Consider the following 20237-nt stretch of genomic DNA (forward strand, 5'->3'; position numbering starts at 1 on the left):
TATTAAAGGTAATCAAATTAACAATATGTATTTTTCCAGAGGCGTACGCTTCATGCTTATTTCGGGTATTTGCTTTTCATTAATGAATGTGTTGGTTAAATACCTAACAAATATACCTGCAACAGAAATAATTGTTTTCCGATCATTAATTTCTTTCGTTTTAAGCGCCTTAATATTATACCGTAAAAAAGTCTCCGTCTGGGGTAACAACAAAAAGTTACTCATAGGAAGAGGCCTCTCCGGTGCAATTGCTTTAACAATTTATTTCTATACTTTACAACGTATTCCTTTGGCTACAGCAGTAACACTTCAATTTCTTGCTCCTGTTTTCACTGCGATTTTGGGCATTTTTATTGTAAAAGAAAAACTTAATCCATGGCAATTTTTATTTTTTGTAATTTCTTTTGCAGGAATACTAATAATTAAGGGTTTTGACGAAAGAATTTCAACAGAATTAGTAGTTCTCGGTGTACTTTCTGCATTTTTTGCAGGGCTAGCATATAATATTGTCAGAAAATTAAATACATCAGAGCATCCTCTAGTAATCGTTTTCTATTTCCCTTTGGTTACTCTCCCATTAGTTTCAGTTTATTCTGCATTTAATTGGGTGACTCCTCAAGGTATTGAATGGCTTCTATTACTCGGAGTTGGTATATTAACTCAAATAGCTCAGTATTATATGACACGTGCTTACCAGGAAGAATCAATATCTAAGGTTGCTGGCTTGAAGTACTTGGGTATTATTTACGGGCTTGGCTTTGGGTATTTAATATTTGACGAAACTTTTAATTTCTATACTTATATTGGAATGGCTGTGGTACTAGTTGGGGTAATATTAAACGTCTGGTATAAAACCTGGATTGATAAAAAAAAGTTAGCTACTCAAAATTGAAAAGTGCACATCAATAACTTGTAACTTTTATATAACTCGATATCTAATTATTTTTGTAAAAAAATTATTTTTATGGCTGGACACAGTAAATGGGCAAATATTAAGCGCAGGAAAGGTGCACAAGATGCCAAAAGAGGTAAAATATTCACAAAACTTATCAAAGAAATTCATGTTGCTGTTAAAGAAGGCGGCGGTCCTGACCAAGATGCAAATCCCAGATTAAGACTTGCTATTCAAAATGCAAAAGGAGTTAATATGCCTAAAGATAATATCGAAAGGGCAATCAAAAAAGCTTCAGGAGCAGATGCAACAGAGTATACCACACACACATATGAAGGCTATGGTCCACATGGCATAGCTGTCTTTGTAGAAACAATGACGGATAACCTAAACAGGACTGTTGCTGCAGTAAGAGCTGCCTTTACAAAATACGGAGGATCCCTTGGAACAAATGGTTCTCTTGATTTTATATTTGATCGAAAGGGAGTTTTTACTTTCAAAAAACCAGAAGGGATGGAACGTGAAGAGTTTGAACTTGAAGTAATTGATGCGGGTGCTGAAGAAGTTGAAGAAAATGACGGATTTATCACTATATATACAGCTATGGAAGACTTTGGTTCTATGCAGTCAAAACTTGAAGAGCTTAATATAGAAACAGAAACCTCTGAACTTCAAAGAATACCAAAAACAACTACTTCGTTGGGCGATGAAGACCTTCAAAGTGTCTGGAAATTAATTGAAGCACTAGAGGACGATGATGATGTTCAAAAAGTTTATCACAATCTCGACATTAATGAATCTCAATATGAACTAATATAACATTAAAGTATTGAAATTAAGCACAGGTTATATTACTTGTGCTTTTTTTTTAGTTAATTACAAGACCAAATCTACCAGCCATCACCAATTCACACCAATTGTATTATTCTTCTACAATAAACTGTAGAACTAAATTAAATTATCTGATTAAAACTCAATAATCATTAATTAAATGAAAATACTTAGTAAGCTTTTTTATCTACTATTAATCGGGTCTCCAATAATGATCTTTGGACAAGATCATGGTTACTGGCAGCAATCGGCCAAATATGAAATGAATATTGACATGGATGTTAATACAAATCAGTTCACTGGAGATCAAACACTAACCTACACTAATAACTCACCAGACACTTTATCAAAAGTATTTTATCATTTGTATTTTAATGCTTTTCAACCGGAAAGTCAGATGGATGTTCGATCTAGAAATCTTCCTGACCCGGATAAGAGGGTTCAGGATCGTATTTCTAAGCTTACTAAAGAGGAAATTGGTTATCACGAAATTAATTCTCTAACTCAAGACGGAAAGAAATTATCATATCATGTTGAAGGTACTGTTTTAGAAGTTAATCTGGCTGAACCAATTTTACCAGGTGCAAGTACAGTATTTAAGATGAAATTCAACTCTCAGGTTCCGGTTCAAATAAGAAGAAGTGGAAGAGACAGTCACGAAGGAATTAGATATAGCATGTCACAATGGTATCCTAAAATGGCTGAATATGATATGGACGGATGGCATCCGGATCCATATATCGGAAGAGAATTTCATGGAGTATGGTCAGACTTTGATGTAAATATTACCATCGATAAAGAGTATGTTCTTGGTGGATCTGGAAATGTTGTTAATGGAAACGAGGTAGGATTTGGATATGAAGATGAAGGAACAAAGGTAAAATCAAAAGGAAAAACCAAGACTTGGCATTTTGTAGCTAAAAATGTTCATGACTTCATGTGGGCTGCTGACCCGGATTATGTTCACAAAAAGCTAACAACAGACTTCGGTTTGACAATTCACTTCTTATATCAAGACGAAATTGATAGTGTCAAAACCAATTGGGAAAAGCTTCCTGAATATACTGCAGAATCATTCAGACTAATGAATGAAAATTTTGGAGTCTATCCATACGATGTATTTAGTGTTATTCAAGGTGGTGATGGTGGAATGGAGTATGCTACTTCAACCCTAATCACTGGTAGAAGAACATTTGGATCTTTAATTGGAGTTACAGTTCATGAAATGGTTCATAGCTGGTATCAAGGAGTTTTAGCAACAAACGAAAGTATATACCCTTGGATGGATGAAGGGTTTACTACTTTTGCATCAGATTTTGTGATGTCAAAACTTTTCAATAAAGAAAGCCATCCTGTTTCAGGTAGTTACAGAGGATATATATATCTGGCAACCTCAGAAGCTAATGAGCCTCTTTCTACTCATGGTGATCATTATGAAACTAACATGGCTTATGGCATAAATTCATATAGCAAAGGTGCGGTTTTCTTGAACCAACTTAGATACATAATTGGTGAAGAAAATTTCTGGGCTGGAATGAAAAATTACTTTAATACCTGGAAATTCAAACATCCTGATCCAAATTCATTTCTAAGAATTATGGAAAAACAATCAGGACTAGTTTTAGACTGGTATCTGGAAGATATGTTGTATACAACTAAAGTTATAGACTATTCAGTTGAAGGATTAAATGAAAAGAATGGTAATGCTGAAATAATCCTTTCAAGAAAAGGTACAGCAATTATGCCTATAGATTTTACTGTTACTTTAAAGAATGGTGAAAAGAAACATTACTATATTCCATTGGCTGTTATGAGAGGTGAAAAACCAATCAACAAATCTGAAATCACATTACTTTCTGATTGGGGTTGGACTAATCCACAATACGCTGTTGAGCTTGAAATTTCTCCCGAAGAGATTGAGTCCATTGAAATAGACCCTGATCAATTCCTGGCTGATATTAATAGAGGAAACAACAAATACAATAACAACAAACAATAAATAAAAGGCATCCATTTGGATGCCTTTTCTATTAATATATTTCTTTATAATAAAAACTAAATGGTTATTTAGTAAAAGTATTTTTTAAACTAGATTTGTTGAATAAACATCACATAGTTTCACGGAATGAATAAACAGGAAGCTCAGGATAAAATCCTTAATCTTACAAAGGAATTAAATTATCATAATCACCTTTATTATGTCGAACACAGAAATGAAATTTCAGATCAGGAGTTTGACTTAAAAATGAAGGAATTAGAGGCACTTGAAGCTAGATTTCCTGAATACAAACAGTCTGACTCTCCTACTCAACGAGTTGGTGGAGAAATCACAAAAGAATTTAATACAGTTCGACATCGATTCCCTATGCTTTCTCTAAGCAACACCTACAGTAAAGAGGAGATTATTGACTGGGAAAATCGAATTAAAAAAATAATTGATCATCCATTAACCTATGTATGTGAATTAAAATATGATGGGGTTGCGATATCAATAAATTACAAAAATGGAGTAATTAATCAAGCTATCACTAGAGGCGATGGAGTTCAAGGGGAAGATGTTACGACTAATGTAAAAACTATAAAAAGCATTCCATTAAAACTTAGAAATGATTTTCCAGATGATTTTGAAATTAGAGGTGAAATATTTTTTCCTCTAGATAGATTTACTAGGTTAAATGAAGAAAGAGAAGAGGCTGGTGAAGAAACGTATGCCAACCCAAGAAATACTGCCTCAGGAACCCTAAAATTACAAGATAGTAGTATTGTAGCCTCTCGCGGTCTGGATTGTTACTTATACAGTGTAACTGGCGAGAATCTAAGCATTAACAATCATTTCGAAAGCCTTTCTAAAGCTCTGCACTGGGGATTTAAGGCTCCCAAAGAAGAAGATAACATGGTGAAAAAAGTTAACACCATTGATGGGATAATGGAATTTGTTGATTATTGGGATAAAAAAAGAAATGAGTTAAATTTTGAAATTGATGGGATTGTAATAAAAGTTAATGATTATAATCTTCAAGCAGAATTAGGGACTACTGCAAAATCACCAAGATGGGCAATTGCCTATAAATTTAAAGCCGAACAAGTAACAACCATTCTTGAAAATATAATTTATCAGGTGGGAAGAACCGGAGCGGTAACACCAGTAGCAGTATTAAAGCCTGTTCTTTTAGCTGGAACAACAGTTAAACGTGCATCTTTACATAATTCTGATCAAATAGAAAAATTAGATGTTCGATTAGGTGATACAGTTAAAGTTGAAAAAGGAGGTGAAATAATCCCCAAAATAGTAGGTGTAGATCTAGATAAGAGAAAAGCTGATAGTCAAAAAATCAATTTTATTGAGCATTGTCCCGAGTGTGGAAGCGAGTTAACCAGGAAGGTTGGTGAAGCTCAGCACTATTGTCCAAATGTTCATGGTTGCCCTCCCCAAATTAAAGGGAAAATGGAACATTTCATTTCTCGTAAAGCGATGGATATCGATGGAATGGGACCTGAAACTATCGATTTACTTTATAAAAATCACCTTGCTAATAATATTGCAGATCTTTATAAGTTAACTAAAGAAGACGTTTTACCACTTGAAAGAATGGCTGATAAATCCGCCGAAAAACTTATTGAAGGAATTGAACAGTCCAAAAAAATCCCTTTTGAGAGAGTATTGTATGCCATTGGAATAAGGTATGTAGGTGAAACTGTAGCAAAAAAATTAGCTAAGGCATTTAAATCTATTGACTCGTTGGCAACAGCTACATATGATCAATTAATAGAAGTTGATGAAATTGGTGATAAAATAGCTCTAAGTGTTTTGGAGTTCTTTAAAGAGCAAGACAATAACACAATTATTGAAAAACTTAAATCGTTTGGTCTTCAATTTCAATTATCAGAATCAGAATTAGAAGGGCAAACGGAAAAACTAAAAGGCCTTAATTTTGTAGTTTCGGGTGTTTTTAAAATCTATTCAAGAAATGGTTTAAAAGAAACAATTGAAAAAAACGGAGGAAAAGTAACGGGTTCTATTTCTGCTAAAACAGATTTTATAATTGCAGGTGAAAACATGGGGCCTAGCAAGTTAGAAAAAGCACAAAAACTAGAAATACCTGTTATTGACGAGGAGAAATTTAATGAAATGATATAGAGATGTTTGGATTAAATATAAAGTTACTTCAACTTAGAAATTCACAGCTTGTTAAATCACAATATTCAAACAGGCCGAATACTTCATTTAAAGATTCTAAAAGCATAGGTATCATTTTCACCTCTGAAGGAAAAACAAAATTTAATTCTATTAAAGCTTTTGTAAAATCACTTCAAGATCTGAATAAGAATGTCGACGTTCTTTGTTTTGTCCCAAAAAATGAAGAAAATCATGAATTTAAATACGATTATTTTTCAGAGAACAACCTAACATTATCAGGTATAATTGAATCAGAAGAAGTAAAAAAATTTGAAAAGCAGCCCTTTGATTATTTATATTTGCTTGATTTTAACATAAACCCATTTATAATGAATGTTGTGTTAAAATCAAATGCTGTTTGTAGAGTTGGTTTTTTCTCTGATGAAAGTAGTCAAATATTAGATTTCATGATCAATGCATCAGGCAATGACTACAGCAGAGAATTTGAAGAATTATTAAAATATACAAAAGACTTAAATCATCAATGAGTAATGATCATTTAAAAGGCACAGGTGTAGCACTGGTTACACCAATGACCAACCAGAAGGAAGTAGATTTTGAAGGGCTAGGTAAATTATTAGAGTATACTCACAAACGCGGTGTTGATTACTGGGTCGTAATGGGTACAACAGGTGAAAGTGCTACTTTAACCTCTAAGGAAAAAGCTGAAATATTGAGCTTTGTCAAGAAAAACAACCCACATAAAGTACCCATTGTTTATGGAATTGGAGGCAATAACACCTCTGATGTTCTTAAAGAAATTAAAGAAACTAATTTATTAGGGGTAAGTGCTATTTTATCTGTAAGTCCTTATTACAATAAGCCATCACAAGAAGGAATATACCAACACTATTGTGCTATTGCTGATGAAAGCCCTGTACCTGTAATACTTTATAATGTACCAGGGAGGACTGCATCCAACATTACTTCTGAAACTACATTAAGACTAGCAAAACATAAAAATATCATTGGTGTAAAAGAAGCTTCCGGAGATTTATTCCAATGTATAAGAATTGCTAAACACAAGCCGGAAGATTTCCTGTTAATTTCAGGCGATGACGGATTAACACTTCCAATATATAGTATAGGTGGGGTTGGTGTAATTAGTGTTTTAGCAAATGCATATCCAGGTGTATTTAAAAGAATGAAGGATGCATATTGGAATTGCAATTTTGAAACTGCCCAAAAAGAAGTATATAAGCTAACAGAAGTAAGTCCACTAATGTATGTTGAGAGTAATCCTGTAGGGGTAAAACAAGCTTTGAAAATTCTTGGTGTTTGTGATCATTATGTACGTCTTCCATTGATTGAGGCGACTGATGAATTAGCAAATCAGATTGAAGATGCGATGAGAGATGCTGGACTTTTAGAGTAAAAAAGAAAATTATTTTAAAATAAAAAAGACACCTATAGGGTGTCTTTTTTATTATTATGCAATGTGATCAATTAATATTGAGTCTATAAGATATATCTTGCTTATCAAGAATTTCAAACCTTGAACTATTACTTTTATATTCTGGAACTATTGCCTTCATCATACTAACAACGAGCATATCATTTCTTTGATCAACTGCCATTTGAAGTTTCCTGAATTGATTTTCAACTTTATCAAAATCATATTCTCTAACCTTTGCTACCATGATTTTTTCATGGTGTGTAGGTAAAGTATTTTCTTTGGTATTCAAAAGCTCCTCATATAGCTTCTCTCCTTCTCGTAAACCGGTATATACAATTTCAATATCAATACCAGGTTCTAGACCTGACAATTTGATCATCTTAGTAGCTAAATCTACAATCTTAACAGATTCACCCATATCAAACAAATAGATTTCACCACCATTACCCATAATACCAGCTTCAAGAACTAATTGACATGCTTCTGGGATGGTCATAAAATATCTGGTAATATCTGGATGCGTAACGGTAATTGGCCCTCCCTCTTTAATTTGGTTCTTGAAAAATGGGATTACAGAACCATTAGACCCTAGAACATTACCAAACCTTGTGGTTATGAACTTAGTCTTACTATCCTTAATTGAATTAAAATAATTATTTAATGATTGAACATAAATCTCAGCCAGACGCTTACTTGCTCCCATTACTGAGGTAGGATTTACAGCTTTATCTGTAGAAACCATCACAAACTTTTCTACCTTATATTTCACAGATAAATCAGCAAGATTCTTTGTCCCGAATACATTTGTCTTAATTGCCTCAATTGGATTATTTTCCATTAACGGAACATGTTTGTATGCAGCTGCGTGAAATACAATCTGTGGTTTATGTTCTTCAATTATATCTGCAAGCCTTTCCGTATTTGCTATATCACAAATTACTGAGCACGCCTTTGTGAATTTTAGTTTTTCCTTTACCTCTCTTTCAATTTCATAAAGAGGAGATTCTGCTTGATCCAGTAATACTATTTTACTTGGAGCTAGTCTGGTTAATTGCCTAACAATTTCAGAACCAATACTTCCTGCAGCACCTGTAACAAGTATTCGTTTATCAAAAACTTGTTCAGCAACCTTACCATTATTTAATTTAATGCTTTCTCGACCTAATAAGTCCTCAATCTTTACCTCTTTTATCTGCTTAACTGTAAGTTCACCTTTTACCCATCTTTCAACAGGAGGAATTGTCATGACTTTCAAATTATTTTTAAGAGCCAAATCAACTATATGGTTTTTTCTTTCAAGAGGAAGATTTTGAATTGCAATAATTAACTGGTCATACTTATGAGATTTAAATTCTGAAGATTCAAAAAAAGAATCAGGACAAAATACTCCCACCCCATTAATAACTTTATTCCACATATAGGAATCATCATCAAGAAATGCACCTATACGGATATTTTGCTTTTTATCATTAATTAGTAATTCCTTAGTAGTTCTTCCTAACTGACCTGCACCAAATATTACTACATTTCTAATTGAAGACTGCTTGGTTGAGAGAATAGTGAAAATATTTTTCACTAACAATCTATAGAAAAACAGTAGCAAAAAAGAATTAAGGAAAGTGATTATTATTACTGATACAGGTATCAAATGTAAATTGGACTCACCAATGTACTTATAAGCAAAATTAAAAGCTACCGATAAAACCAAGTTAATTAATACCGCATAGAAAATTCTCAATCCATCATGAAGGCCGGTATATCTTACTATCCCAGCATAACTTCTAGTTGCAACAATTGCTACTGCCGCTCCTACAACAGACACAAGAAGCCCGATAGTAAAGTCGTGAGTGAGAAGTTGTTCAAAATCAAAATTGAACCTTAATAAATAAGCTGAAAATGCGGCGATGGCAACAAGGGTCAAATCAATGAACAATATTATCCACCTAGGCAGAATTCTCAGCCTGTCAAACAGAGTATAAACGTTTCGCATAGCCTGCGTTTTATGAAAAAGAACTAATCTTTCTTTCGAGCATCAACAAGTTTCTTTATACCAAGCGCAGCTCCGGCGGCAACAAGTATTTCCAACCCGCCAAAAGGAACAGCAAATGGATTTCCAGGAGGTAAAGGGGGCCCCGTAGGCGGTGGCCCAGGGGGATTTGGTTGTCCCATTAACTCAAACCCAATTGTAAGCATCACTAAAAACATAATGATGTATGCGCCATATGTTATATATGCTCTCTTCATGCACTCAATGTTTGGTAGCAAGTTATGAAAACCTGTCCTAAATCAAAAACAGGTTATTCATGATTTCTTGCTTTATACCAATTAATATTTTATAAATCTTAATGGAACAGACCTACTTCCCAGATCCAGGTTAATAATATATGATCCTGGTTCCAATTCAGTAACGTCCAACTTCGATTGCCATACACCACTACTTAATTCCAGACTAATTTCCATTAAAATGCGACCATCAATCGTTATGATGGAGGCATTAACATTATTGTAACTTTCTTTATCTGTTATTCTAATATTTAATTCATTATCTGTTGGTACGGGATAAAGACTATATTCAATATTAAAATTATCATCTATCCCGGTTATTACGAACACATCTTCAACAAAGGATGTACATCCATTAACTGATACTTCTAATTTATATTGTCCGCTTTCATTAAACTCTAAATATTGACCTGTTTCACCTTCTAGGAGTTCACCGTTAAAAAACCATTGATTTCCTTCCTCATAGTTTGATACTAAATATCTACCATCATTTAATATTTCTGGTGACAACTGATTATTTTCAATATCTAATACTTCAATCTGGGTCCATTGGTCACAACCAGCTCTTCGTCCCTTAATAACAAATGTCGAAGAAGAACCAGCCTCCAGATCATTTCCGGCTATTTCAAAAATAAGTTCATTACCTGTACCCTCTTGTTCAGAATAAACAGAATCACCAGCAAACAAACCATAAACAATATTGGCATCAGAATCAAATGACACTAAAGCGTTACTATCATTACATGAAGAAGATAAAGTATAATTGAGATTAGAATTCAATCCGTTAGATTCTAATCTTATTGCAAACCTCAAATAGTTTTTACTTTGTTCATCATCATTAATTTCAAACTGGTAGGTCATTCCTTCCTGAAGTTGAGTTTCTTCACCAGTATAATTATCTATTAGCACAGGTGATGCATTTGGGGCAAAATCTGTGACTCCATCAAAATTAATAGTATAGTTACCTTTTTTAATATTCCAAATAGCAAGTTGGATACTACCATCACAACCTGGTCCTGACGTACTGTTTACAGCTAGATATTTACCTTCAGGAGTAATACTTGAGATATTAAATATCCTATTTGAAAGTTTCCAGGCATCTTTATCACCTTCAAATTCAGTTGAAGCATCCGGATTAATATCTAGTAATGTTTCATCTGATTTAGTTCCATCAGATAATACTATTCTTAATAATCCTTCAGGCTGAGTATATCTCTGAAAATCTCCTGATGTTGTTGATTTATGAGATTCTCTCAAAGTAATATTCGGACTATTATTTCCATCAGTATAAACCCAGAATCCTTGCCCTTTAGCAATATCTTTGGATCCTCCATTTGTACCCATACCACCAGTCGTGTATGTTACATACTGACCTGCACCCGGATCCCATAAATAAACAGTCTCTGCAACACCACTAAAACTTGCATCTGAAGAGATTGACTCCCAATCAAGTGTTGCTGGAAATGGATTACCTATTAAATTCCATCCATCAGCCTCACTATCACCAGTATTAGTAAATGATAATGCAGGAGAAATATCTCCATTATGGAGTACTCCTCTTAAATCAGCTATAATATCACTAGAATTACCATAAACAAATGACGCGTAACCAACTCCCTTAGTTAATATCTCTGAGTTTGCTGCTGTAGGGTACGCAATGTATCCTTGTTGCTTATCTCCGGTTACTGATTCATCATAATAAAATAAAGAAGGATTATTGGTTGTACTACCCGCACCGGTAAAACTTCCTGTCACATCATAATCATCCTGTAATTGAGAAACGGCAGCATTATTTACAAACCCTGTTATATAATGATAATAATCTGTTCCTCCATTACCAGGAATATATCGCTGAACTGTAACATTACCTACAATAGAAGCGCCCGTTAGCAATTCCGATACTTCAGATTCATAAGTTGCACTGGAAATTAAAACCAGTTCTCCTGCACCTCCTGAACCATCTGCATCAACCCTGTCATTTATAGAAAGTAAAGTAAGTCTGTTTCTCAATTCGGATATACCACTTTCGAAGAATAAATCAGTTACACCCGCAGTGGTATTTCCATTTACTTCAATGTCATAGAAAGGTATAGTATTATTAGCAATAACATACTGCGCATTATTTAATCCATTAAATCTTACAGTACCTGTACCTGGGTTGAATGTCCCGTTATTCGTAAAGTCACCAGTGACATTTAAAAGATTCGGAGCTTGTAAAGTCCCATCAATGATCACGTCATGAAATCCAGGAGTATTACTACCCATAAAACTTGTTGTTCCATTAAACCTCACAACACCATCCAAAGGATCAAAAGTTCCGTTATTTGTAAAGTCTCTGGCAATTTGAAGTTCTCCACCGTCTGCACCTGGAATAGCAGATAAAGTTGCACCACTATTGATCACGACAAAATTAAGAGCAGCTTCACCTGATCCACTCATAACTGTTGTTCCGCTAAAAGAGGTGGTGCCTGCAACATCTATTAAATTATTAACAGTAAAATCACCAACAATATTAATGTCTGTAGAACTCGATGGAACTAGTACTGCAGAAGTAACAATTAGCTCTCCAAAATTTATCACACTTAGCCCAGATACAGTTGAGGTATCATTTATACCTCCGATAAATTCAAAGACTCCATCAATAAAATCTGTGCCGGCTACAACAGTTAAATCACCTCTTAAACGAGCATAGTTAGTTCCAATATCAAGTATACCATTTGTGATAGACATATCCCCATTAACCGAAAATGTCTGATCCACTGTAATTCTTTCTCCACCTGTTTTAGTGAAATTATTCAATTCAATAGCACTAGTTGTTAACTCCGGACCGGAAATAATTGCAGCTGCTGAATTACTGTAAACCAGATCATAAACACCAAGGAAATTTGGAGTGGCGGTAATACTTCCATCACGTCTTTCTATTAAACCATTATCTGTAATAGCAAATGTACCTTGAGCATTATCAACTATACCAGCTATTAACATTAATGAGTCAATAGCTATAGCTGAATTTGTCACAAGAGATGATCCATCACGCTGCATTTGGAGTTTGTTCAGTTGTTGATTTGTTCCAAAAGAAACAACTGCTGGTAAAGAACCTGCTCCTGATATGGTAAGATTTGAATTATTGTTTGAATTAAAATCACCAGTATTCCTAGTGAAATCACCATTTACAACTAATGAAGCATCATCTATATCAAATATCCCTGCTTCTTGATCTAAGGTACCTAATATTGTAAGATTTCCTAAAAGATTTACAGATCCTGAGGAAGTTCTATTTATAGTCAGGTCATTAAGAATATTTGTGCTTCCTGTAAAAGGTATAACGCCAAAACTGCCAGTACCTCCTATAACAAGGTTTGAAGATGCACTCCCTGCTAATGAGCCGTTAGAAACTGTTGTCACACCATTTAATGTAAGTGTATTAGCTCCTATTGATAACTCCCCTTCTTCAAATGCCAAAACTCTATTAATACCAATTAGAATATCAGAATTCATAACTACACCTGAAGGATTATTTATAATAACATTTACATCTCCAGTATTAGGAAACCCATTTCCAAACTTTTGTTCCGCAAGAGCTGAGAAACTAAATGTAGAGTTCAAAGAATAAACTCTTGCACCAGAGTTTCTAATAGTTCCATTGGTAGTGCTATTTTGAATTTCTCCATTAGGGTAAAACGAATTAAATACAGCAGTACCAGCAGATTGTATTGTAAAATCCCCTGACCCATTAAAATATGAATTTGGAGAAAACTCTAAAATCTCACCTGAAGCTATGTTTATTGATGGGCCTTCACCAATACCAAATGCGTTTGTTGACACATTATAAATATGTGTGCCAGAATTCACAAATGATATTGTCCCTCCTGACCCCACTTCTAACCCATAAAGACCTCCACTACTAATATTAAGATCTCCAGAAATATTTATATCACCAATCCCAGTATCAGATAGGTAGTTATCTATAGTTCCATTTAAATTCACATCTCCTCCAACATTAAGAGTAGTAGTCCCTACTCCACCTTTTATCCCAAAGCCAGAGTTTCCTGAAACATTAAAGTCTCCATCAATATTAATTGTTGAAGAGGTTTCTGTTAATATAACTGCTTCACCATTTGTATTTAATAAACTAAAATCCCCTGCAATTACTGTTACTGAAGTAAATCCAGCCATAATAAAACCAAAACCAGAGTTTATTGACCCTGACTCAATAGTCAAATTCCCAAAAGTCTGATTCAAATTATTAGGAAAAGCTGAAACAATACCACGTAATATTAAATTAGAATTACTACTCCAATTCGCCAGAGGTATATTATCCCCATTCTTATCATAATAAAATGATGCCCCGTCATTAACTGATACCCTTGTTGAAGATGCATTATTGATTGTTCCTGTATAAAAGACATCACCATTTAATGACATAGTAGATGAACCAAAACCTGCTTGCAAAGTTATCGTACCATTTATATTAAGAGTACTTCCTAAAGAAGCAATAATATCAATACCTGAACCATTTGCCAAATTCAACACTCCTCCATTAGCAACCGTTAATATCCCTCCATCTAAAATGGTTATCTGATCTACAGATATTGTACTAATAATTGTCACTTCATTTCCTGATAGAATACTAATAACTCCGTCAGCTGAAGTAGGACTTGAAGATGCTGGGTTCCATGTTGCACCATTAAAGGTTTCCCAAGTGGACGCATCACTCCAGTTACCGGATTGGGCTGATCTGAAATCTCCGGTGTTTTGTGCCTTTAAAAAGCTTACTGAAGTAATAAATAAAAAAAATAGAAGTAAACGTGTTATCATAAGGCCCTTGTATAATTGTTATGGTTAAATTATATACTTTACAGGTTCCAATTGTAACCTAAATTAACATATTATATCGAAAAATGTCAATATTTTATAATAATCTTACAATTGTATCTTTTATTCGCTCTTTATCTTCATCTGTCATTGACGAACAACTTGGCAAACATACACCTTTTTCGAATAATGTTTCGGACAATTTATCGCCATAATAAGGGAACTCCTCGAAAACCGGTTGAAGATGCATTGGCTTCCATAAAGGTCGTGCTTCAATATTTTCTTCTTCCAATCTAATCCTTAACTCTTCCCTATCAAAAGGTGTTTCTCTTAATAAGGCTGTGGTTAACCAATAATTACTAAAATATCCTTCAGGCTCGTTTAAAAATTCAAATCCACAATTAGCGAATGCTTCTTTATACCACTTGTTAACAGATCTCCTTTGGATTATTCTTTCATTCAACACCTCCATTTGCCCACGACCTATGCCAGCACTAATATTACTTAACCGATAATTATATCCAATTGTAGAATGTTGATAATGTGGGGCCTGATCTCTTGCTTGTGTAGATAAAAATTTCGCCTTATCAACAAACTCTTTGTCATTACTCATTAAGGCTCCCCCACCACTAGTGGTAATAATCTTGTTCCCATTAAAGCTCAAAATTGCAAGATCCCCAAATGTACCGGTCTTTTTACCATTAATTGAAGCACCTAATGATTCTGCAGCATCCTCAATAACAGGAATTTCATATTTTCGAGCAATTTCAATGATCTCTGGCATTTTGGCTGGCATACCATAAAGATGCACCGGAATAATTGCTTTTGGTTTTTTTCCTTTAGATAGTCTGTCTTTTATTGCATACTCCAATGCTTCAGGATCCATGTTCCAGGTATCCTTTTCCGAATCAACAAAAATAGGAATAGCTCCCTGATATCTGATTGGATTGCAAGTACCAGAAAATGTAAATGTAGAACAAATGACTTCATCGCCTTGACCTACCCCAAGAATTATCAATGCCAGGTGGATGGCTGCCGTTCCTGAAGATAAAGCAGCAACATGAAAATTATCACCATGATATTCTGCAATTTGATCTTCAAATGCATTCAAGTTTGGACCTATAGGGGCAACCCAGTTTGTATCGAATGCTTCATTAACATAAGCCTGTTCCATCCCTCCCATATGTGGAGCAGACAGATAAATTCTACTTTTGGTCATTTTCTTGTTTTTGTTTCATATAAAATGCTGGAATTAATAGCGCCATTAAAACCGGATTCAAAATTAATCGATGGATAAAATTAATCAATGGCCCATTATAATTCGGGAAGTATAATTTTAAAATTACATACGGGATAAAGAATAAAACAAAGCCTCCAATTTGAATCAATATTGCAATCAGCACAAAGTCCTTTTTACCAAATAAACCAGCGATTACGGCGATTGCAAAAATATCATTTAACACAAATCTTAGTGCTCTGTTCCAAAGAAAAAAAGTGATCTTTTCCCATTCTCCGGTATCTACCCCTAGACTTTGGGTAATAAGATCTACCCAACCCCATTTCTGGGTTATATAGACTACTGCTAAACCTACTAATCCGAATATTAGCCAAAACACCCTTAATGAATTGGATAAATTATTCCTGTCTTTATTCATGTGCAGATTCTATTCTTTGAAATCTCTTTCCGGACACCCACCACCACCATAAAGCAAATACTACAATATAAATGATTGCTGTAAATCCGAATTTATGCATAAAGGCCATTTTGGAAGGGAAGTATTGAGCGATATAAAAAAGAAGTCCAATCCTGATAAGGTTAAATAAGTGAATTATTATTAATCCGAGAGGTATAAACCAAAGCCACTCTTTTTGAGAAGGTCTGAATGATAATACAAAACATAAAAATACAATAAATACATTTATCCCATTACAGCCTTCATATACAGACAACACACTTTGTTCACCTTTCAAAATGTATACATATTTCCCATTCACCGGAGAAAAAGAAGATATAGAATTATCTGAATTACTAAAAAAAGATATTGCGCTTGCCGTTTGTTTACTCACAAACTCTGTCATTGAGTCCGGGTGATCACCAAAACTCTCTACATAATACCCATAAACCAGATTTAAAATAAAGTATAGAATCAGGAACTTCGCAAGAAACAATAATATCGGTTTGTACTCTTTTAACATAATTAAATTTCTTTAGCAGGAATACCCACTACAGTTTTATCAGCTTGAACATCATCAATTACTACTGCTCCACTACCCACTTTTACATTTTCATGAATATGGCACCCATTTATCAAGTTGGCACCACTACCTATTAAACATTTTTCTTCTATAATGATATTACCAGCGATATTCACTCCAGGCATTACTGAACAAAAATGTCCGATCCTTACATCATGACCTATGGTAGTATTTAAGTTTATCAAAACGAACTCACCAATCATTACATCTGTGGTTATTTGAACTCCGGAACTTATTATTGTCCCCTCTCCAACCTTAACAGAATTAATATTTGAAATAAAAGCTTTGGGATGTATTAGTTTAGGGAAAAACAAATAAGGTTGCCCTTTTAACTTGTCAAATATTCTAGACTTTATTAAGGGATCTCCAATTGCCAAAACAACTGCCAATTTTTGCTCAGTAATATTAAGTTCATCAATTCCACCAAGAACATGGTGACCGGCTACTTCAGCACCTTTTTTTAATCCATCATCATAAAAACCTAATATATCCCAGGTCTTGACTACCTGATTAATATTTTGGACAAGAGATAACACTTCCTTGCCCAATCCTCCGGCTCCTATGATTACGAGTTCACTCAATTTTCTGATCCTTTAAATTTTTCCATTGTAACAGAAGTATTACTACTAATTCCTTCGGCTACAAACACTTTCTTTATTGTTAAAATAAGAATTTTAATATCCAATACAAAAGACAGGTTATCTACATAATAAACATCATAATCAAATTTCCTTTCCCAACTGATTGCATTTCTCCCATTGACTTGTGCCCAACCGGTTATTCCCGGTCGAACTTCATGTCTCCGAGCCTGGATATCATTATATAATGGCAAATACTCTACTAAAAGAGGTCTTGGACCAATAATAGACATATCCCCTTTTAATACATTAATCAATTGAGGCAACTCATCTAATGATGTTTTTCTCACAAATCGTCCCATTCCATGAAGCCGAATTTCATCAGGTAGAAGTTCACCGTTATCATCTCGCTCATCTGACATAGTTTTAAACTTTATCAAATTAAATACTTTACCATTTTTCCCGGGACGAGGCTGTACAAAAAAAGCTTTTCCACTCTGATTTATTGCCAATAATATCCAGACAACTAGTATTATTGGTGCTAATAGAACCAATCCGATAAAACTTAAACTAAAATCAAGTATCCTTTTGAAAAAATTCCTGTACATCGTTGAACAAAAGTAAGGAATTGAATTGAAATGTTAATAGATATTTAGATAGTAATGACAGATACCAAATAACCTTTCTACAAAATGTCTCTTTTACTTATCTTAGCAACATGGATAGAAAACCACGAATACTCCGGGTTACAACTGTAGCCTTGTCGTTAAGGACTTTGCTAAAAGGCCAGATGAAATTTATGAAAGAAAATGGATTTGAAGTTTTGATGACTAGTGCTGCCGATGACCAGATTAAATCACTGGAAGAAGATGAGGGAGTCAAACACGTTTCTATCCCCTTGACGAGGACAATTACTCCATTTCAGGATTTAAAAACAATAAAAGAAATGAGGTCTTTGATCAAATCATTTAATCCTGATATTGTTCATACCCATACTCCAAAAGCCGGTTTGATAGGTATGCTAGCTGCGAAAGTAACTGGCGTCCCAATCAGGATGCATACTGTTGCGGGAATGCCGTTAATGGAAAAATCAGGGATAATAAAAAAAATCCTCCTTGCAGTTGAAAAACTAACTTATGCAGCAGCAACAAAAGTTTATCCTAATTCAAATACCCTTGCCGAATATATAGTCAGAAATAATTTAACAAATAAAAACAAGCTCCATGTAATAGGAAATGGTTCCAGTAATGGAATTGATACTTCTCATTTTAGTAAAAATGATAAGATTGAAAAAGAAGCTGAATTACTTCGCTCAAAATATGAACTAGGCGGAAATTTCATATATGGTTTTATTGGTAGAATAGTTGGAGATAAAGGCATAAATGAACTTGTCAAGGCATTTGAAAAAATCAATGCGTCAAACCCTTCAACTCGATTATTACTTGTCGGTCCTTTTGAATCAGAGCTTGATCCTCTTCAACCAGAAACTGAAAGCCTGATTAAAAATCACCCAAACATTATCAATACAGGGTTTCAGAAAGATATTCGCCCATATCTTGAATTAATGGATGTTTTTGTATTCCCGTCATATCGGGAAGGGTTTCCAAATGTTGTGATGCAGGCAGGATGTTTTGACCTTCCTTGTATTGTATCTGATATCAATGGTTGTAACGAAATTATAATAGAAGGTAGAAATGGCACAATTATACCTCCCAAAGATATTGAATCCCTCGAAAGAGCGATGATTGATGTCTTAAACAACCAAGAATTCCTTGAAGGAATGGCAAGTCAGGCCAGAGAGTTAATAACATCACGATACGACCAAAAAGTTGTCTGGGAAAAAATACTGGAGGAATATGACAAAAATTTAAAGGAAATTGGAGTTACAAGAGCTTACAGGGAATCTTCAACTATCAGCAATAGCTAGATTATTTACCTTATCAAGTAATCGAGAAGTTTCATTCATCGTAAAGCTTGTCATCCCGTATTCTTTTTTCAGAAACTTAAAATGTTCAAGAATCTCTTTCAGGTCTCTTAGATTTTCATCAGGAAAATGACCAAAATTATGCGGGTGCCACCAAAGATGATACACTTCATTATATTTGGCAGCCACTGTCATTTCCTTTTTTATTTTATCAATTTTAAATCTGTTTAATTTTGCTTCCTTTGGAGACCATGCCCGAAGCAGTCTGCTGGCAGGTAGTAAATATGGTTTACTTGAAACATCAATGCTATCAAGTTTATAACTTGATTTCTTTCCAATCGGGAAAAATGCATCCAGTCCACGAACCAACCTTTTGATTTTTGGCTCATTGTGTGTGTCAATATTCCAGAACCAGTCCACAGGATTAGAACGAACGGATGTGATACCCTCCTCCTTGCAAATAGTCAGATATGTCTCATTAAACTGGTTTCTTGGAAACACCAGACTTTTTAATTCAATACCTAAAGTGTGCGCTATAGCTTTATGTGCCTGAAGGTCAGCTCTGAATTGTCCTGGGGTTTGGCCAGGTTCATTACAATAATAATGAGAAAAGGTATGAGTTGCCATTTCCTGACCTGGCACCTTTTCTATTAATTTTACGAGGCTCTGTGCAAAATGAAAGGGATCTTCATTTTCACTTTTTCTAATAGTATTTTGTTTTATATAATTGTATGCCGAGAGATTTAAACTTCTATAACTAGGTAATTCGGTTGGAAAATATTCTTGAGCCTGGTCAATACCATCGGCAAACAAAAGTCCTACCGTTGCCCATGTAACATGAGTTTCATGATCTTCAAACAATTTCAGATAATCAGGTATGATCTTTCTGGTTACCATAAAATATTTTTGAAGCTTGGCCAGATTCCATTTCTCAAAACCTCCCCAGATTAGCTCAAAGTCCAGACTAATAGTAAATACCCCTTTATTTTCCATGGTACAAATATGACTAAAATGAAGAATAGTAACTAGTTATTAGAGGATTGGTTAAAGGATTACTAGTTATTAAATATTGAATAATGGTTATT

At 34.3% G+C, this 20237-nt stretch carries 16 protein-coding genes; 7 read left to right on the forward strand and 9 right to left on the reverse strand.

The window, feature by feature from the left end:
• Positions 1 to 16: 16 nt before the first annotated feature.
• The 6 genes from HH304_RS06395 (at position 17) to dapA (ending at position 7275) form a co-directional block, all read left to right on the forward strand.
• Positions 17 to 892, forward strand: coding sequence for a DMT family transporter (locus HH304_RS06395; protein ID WP_333908746.1), 876 nt, complete (start codon positions 17 to 19; stop codon positions 890 to 892).
• Between the two features lie 72 nt (positions 893 to 964).
• The gene (locus HH304_RS06400; protein WP_169679140.1) at positions 965 to 1711 is read left to right on the forward strand and encodes a YebC/PmpR family DNA-binding transcriptional regulator; all 747 of its coding nucleotides are present in this window, start codon (positions 965 to 967) and stop codon (positions 1709 to 1711) included.
• A gap of 172 nt (positions 1712 to 1883) precedes the next feature.
• Positions 1884 to 3722 (forward strand): M1 family metallopeptidase, encoded by a 1839-nt coding sequence (locus tag HH304_RS06405; protein WP_169679143.1) that lies wholly within the window; start codon positions 1884 to 1886, stop codon positions 3720 to 3722.
• Positions 3723 to 3848: 126 nt separating this feature from the next.
• Positions 3849 to 5861, forward strand: a complete 2013-nt coding sequence (ligA, locus tag HH304_RS06410; RefSeq protein ID WP_169679146.1) for an NAD-dependent DNA ligase LigA — start codon at positions 3849 to 3851, stop codon at positions 5859 to 5861.
• 2 nt (positions 5862 to 5863) lie between these two features.
• Complete coding sequence (locus HH304_RS06415) at positions 5864 to 6388, forward strand: DUF6913 domain-containing protein (protein WP_169679150.1); 525 nt, start codon at positions 5864 to 5866, stop codon at positions 6386 to 6388.
• Entirely contained in the window at positions 6385 to 7275 is an 891-nt protein-coding gene (gene dapA, locus HH304_RS06420; protein WP_169679153.1) for a 4-hydroxy-tetrahydrodipicolinate synthase, read from the forward strand. Before HH304_RS06415 ends, dapA begins: the two co-directional genes overlap by 4 nt.
• Before the next feature lie 67 nt (positions 7276 to 7342).
• On the opposite strand, the gene HH304_RS06425 is transcribed toward dapA, so the two are convergent.
• From HH304_RS06425 to HH304_RS06460, 8 genes are all read right to left on the reverse strand, one after another.
• Positions 7343 to 9286, reverse strand: coding sequence for a polysaccharide biosynthesis protein (locus tag HH304_RS06425; protein ID WP_169679156.1), 1944 nt, complete (start codon positions 9284 to 9286; stop codon positions 7343 to 7345).
• A gap of 23 nt (positions 9287 to 9309) precedes the next feature.
• Positions 9310 to 9540, reverse strand: coding sequence for a hypothetical protein (locus tag HH304_RS06430; RefSeq protein WP_169679159.1), 231 nt, complete (start codon positions 9538 to 9540; stop codon positions 9310 to 9312).
• Positions 9541 to 9621: 81 nt separating this feature from the next.
• Positions 9622 to 14397: a T9SS type A sorting domain-containing protein gene (locus tag HH304_RS06435; RefSeq protein ID WP_169679162.1), complete on the reverse strand. Its 4776-nt coding sequence runs from the start codon at positions 14395 to 14397 to the stop codon at positions 9622 to 9624.
• A gap of 94 nt (positions 14398 to 14491) precedes the next feature.
• Positions 14492 to 15613: an aminotransferase class I/II-fold pyridoxal phosphate-dependent enzyme gene (locus HH304_RS06440; protein ID WP_169679166.1), complete on the reverse strand. Its 1122-nt coding sequence runs from the start codon at positions 15611 to 15613 to the stop codon at positions 14492 to 14494.
• Entirely contained in the window at positions 15600 to 16049 is a 450-nt protein-coding gene (locus tag HH304_RS06445; RefSeq protein ID WP_169679169.1) for an exosortase F system-associated membrane protein, read from the reverse strand. Before HH304_RS06445 ends, HH304_RS06440 begins: the two co-directional genes overlap by 14 nt.
• Positions 16042 to 16590 carry an exosortase family protein XrtF gene (gene xrtF, locus HH304_RS06450; RefSeq protein WP_169679172.1) on the reverse strand — a complete coding sequence of 183 codons (549 nt, stop codon included), beginning with the start codon at positions 16588 to 16590 and terminating at the stop codon, positions 16042 to 16044. The genes HH304_RS06445 and xrtF overlap by 8 nt, the downstream gene beginning before the upstream one ends.
• 2 nt (positions 16591 to 16592) lie before the next feature.
• Positions 16593 to 17231 (reverse strand): acetyltransferase, encoded by a 639-nt coding sequence (locus HH304_RS06455; protein ID WP_169679175.1) that lies wholly within the window; start codon positions 17229 to 17231, stop codon positions 16593 to 16595.
• Entirely contained in the window at positions 17228 to 17836 is a 609-nt protein-coding gene (locus HH304_RS06460; RefSeq protein WP_169679178.1) for a sugar transferase, read from the reverse strand. The genes HH304_RS06455 and HH304_RS06460 overlap by 4 nt, the downstream gene beginning before the upstream one ends.
• A gap of 110 nt (positions 17837 to 17946) precedes the next feature.
• Between HH304_RS06460 and HH304_RS06465 the strand changes: the two genes are divergently transcribed.
• Positions 17947 to 19155 (forward strand): glycosyltransferase family 4 protein, encoded by a 1209-nt coding sequence (locus HH304_RS06465; protein WP_169679181.1) that lies wholly within the window; start codon positions 17947 to 17949, stop codon positions 19153 to 19155.
• On the opposite strand, the gene HH304_RS06470 is transcribed toward HH304_RS06465, so the two are convergent.
• On the reverse strand, positions 19135 to 20145 hold the full coding sequence (locus HH304_RS06470) for a polysaccharide deacetylase family protein (protein ID WP_169679184.1): 1011 nt from the start codon (positions 20143 to 20145) through the stop codon (positions 19135 to 19137). The two genes, HH304_RS06465 and HH304_RS06470, sit on opposite strands and share 21 nt — an antisense overlap.
• Positions 20146 to 20237 lie beyond the last annotated feature (92 nt).

Origin of the sequence: Marinigracilibium pacificum (genome assembly GCF_012926615.1) — a bacterium.
GTDB lineage: Bacteria > Bacteroidota > Bacteroidia > Cytophagales > Cyclobacteriaceae > Mangrovivirga > Mangrovivirga pacifica.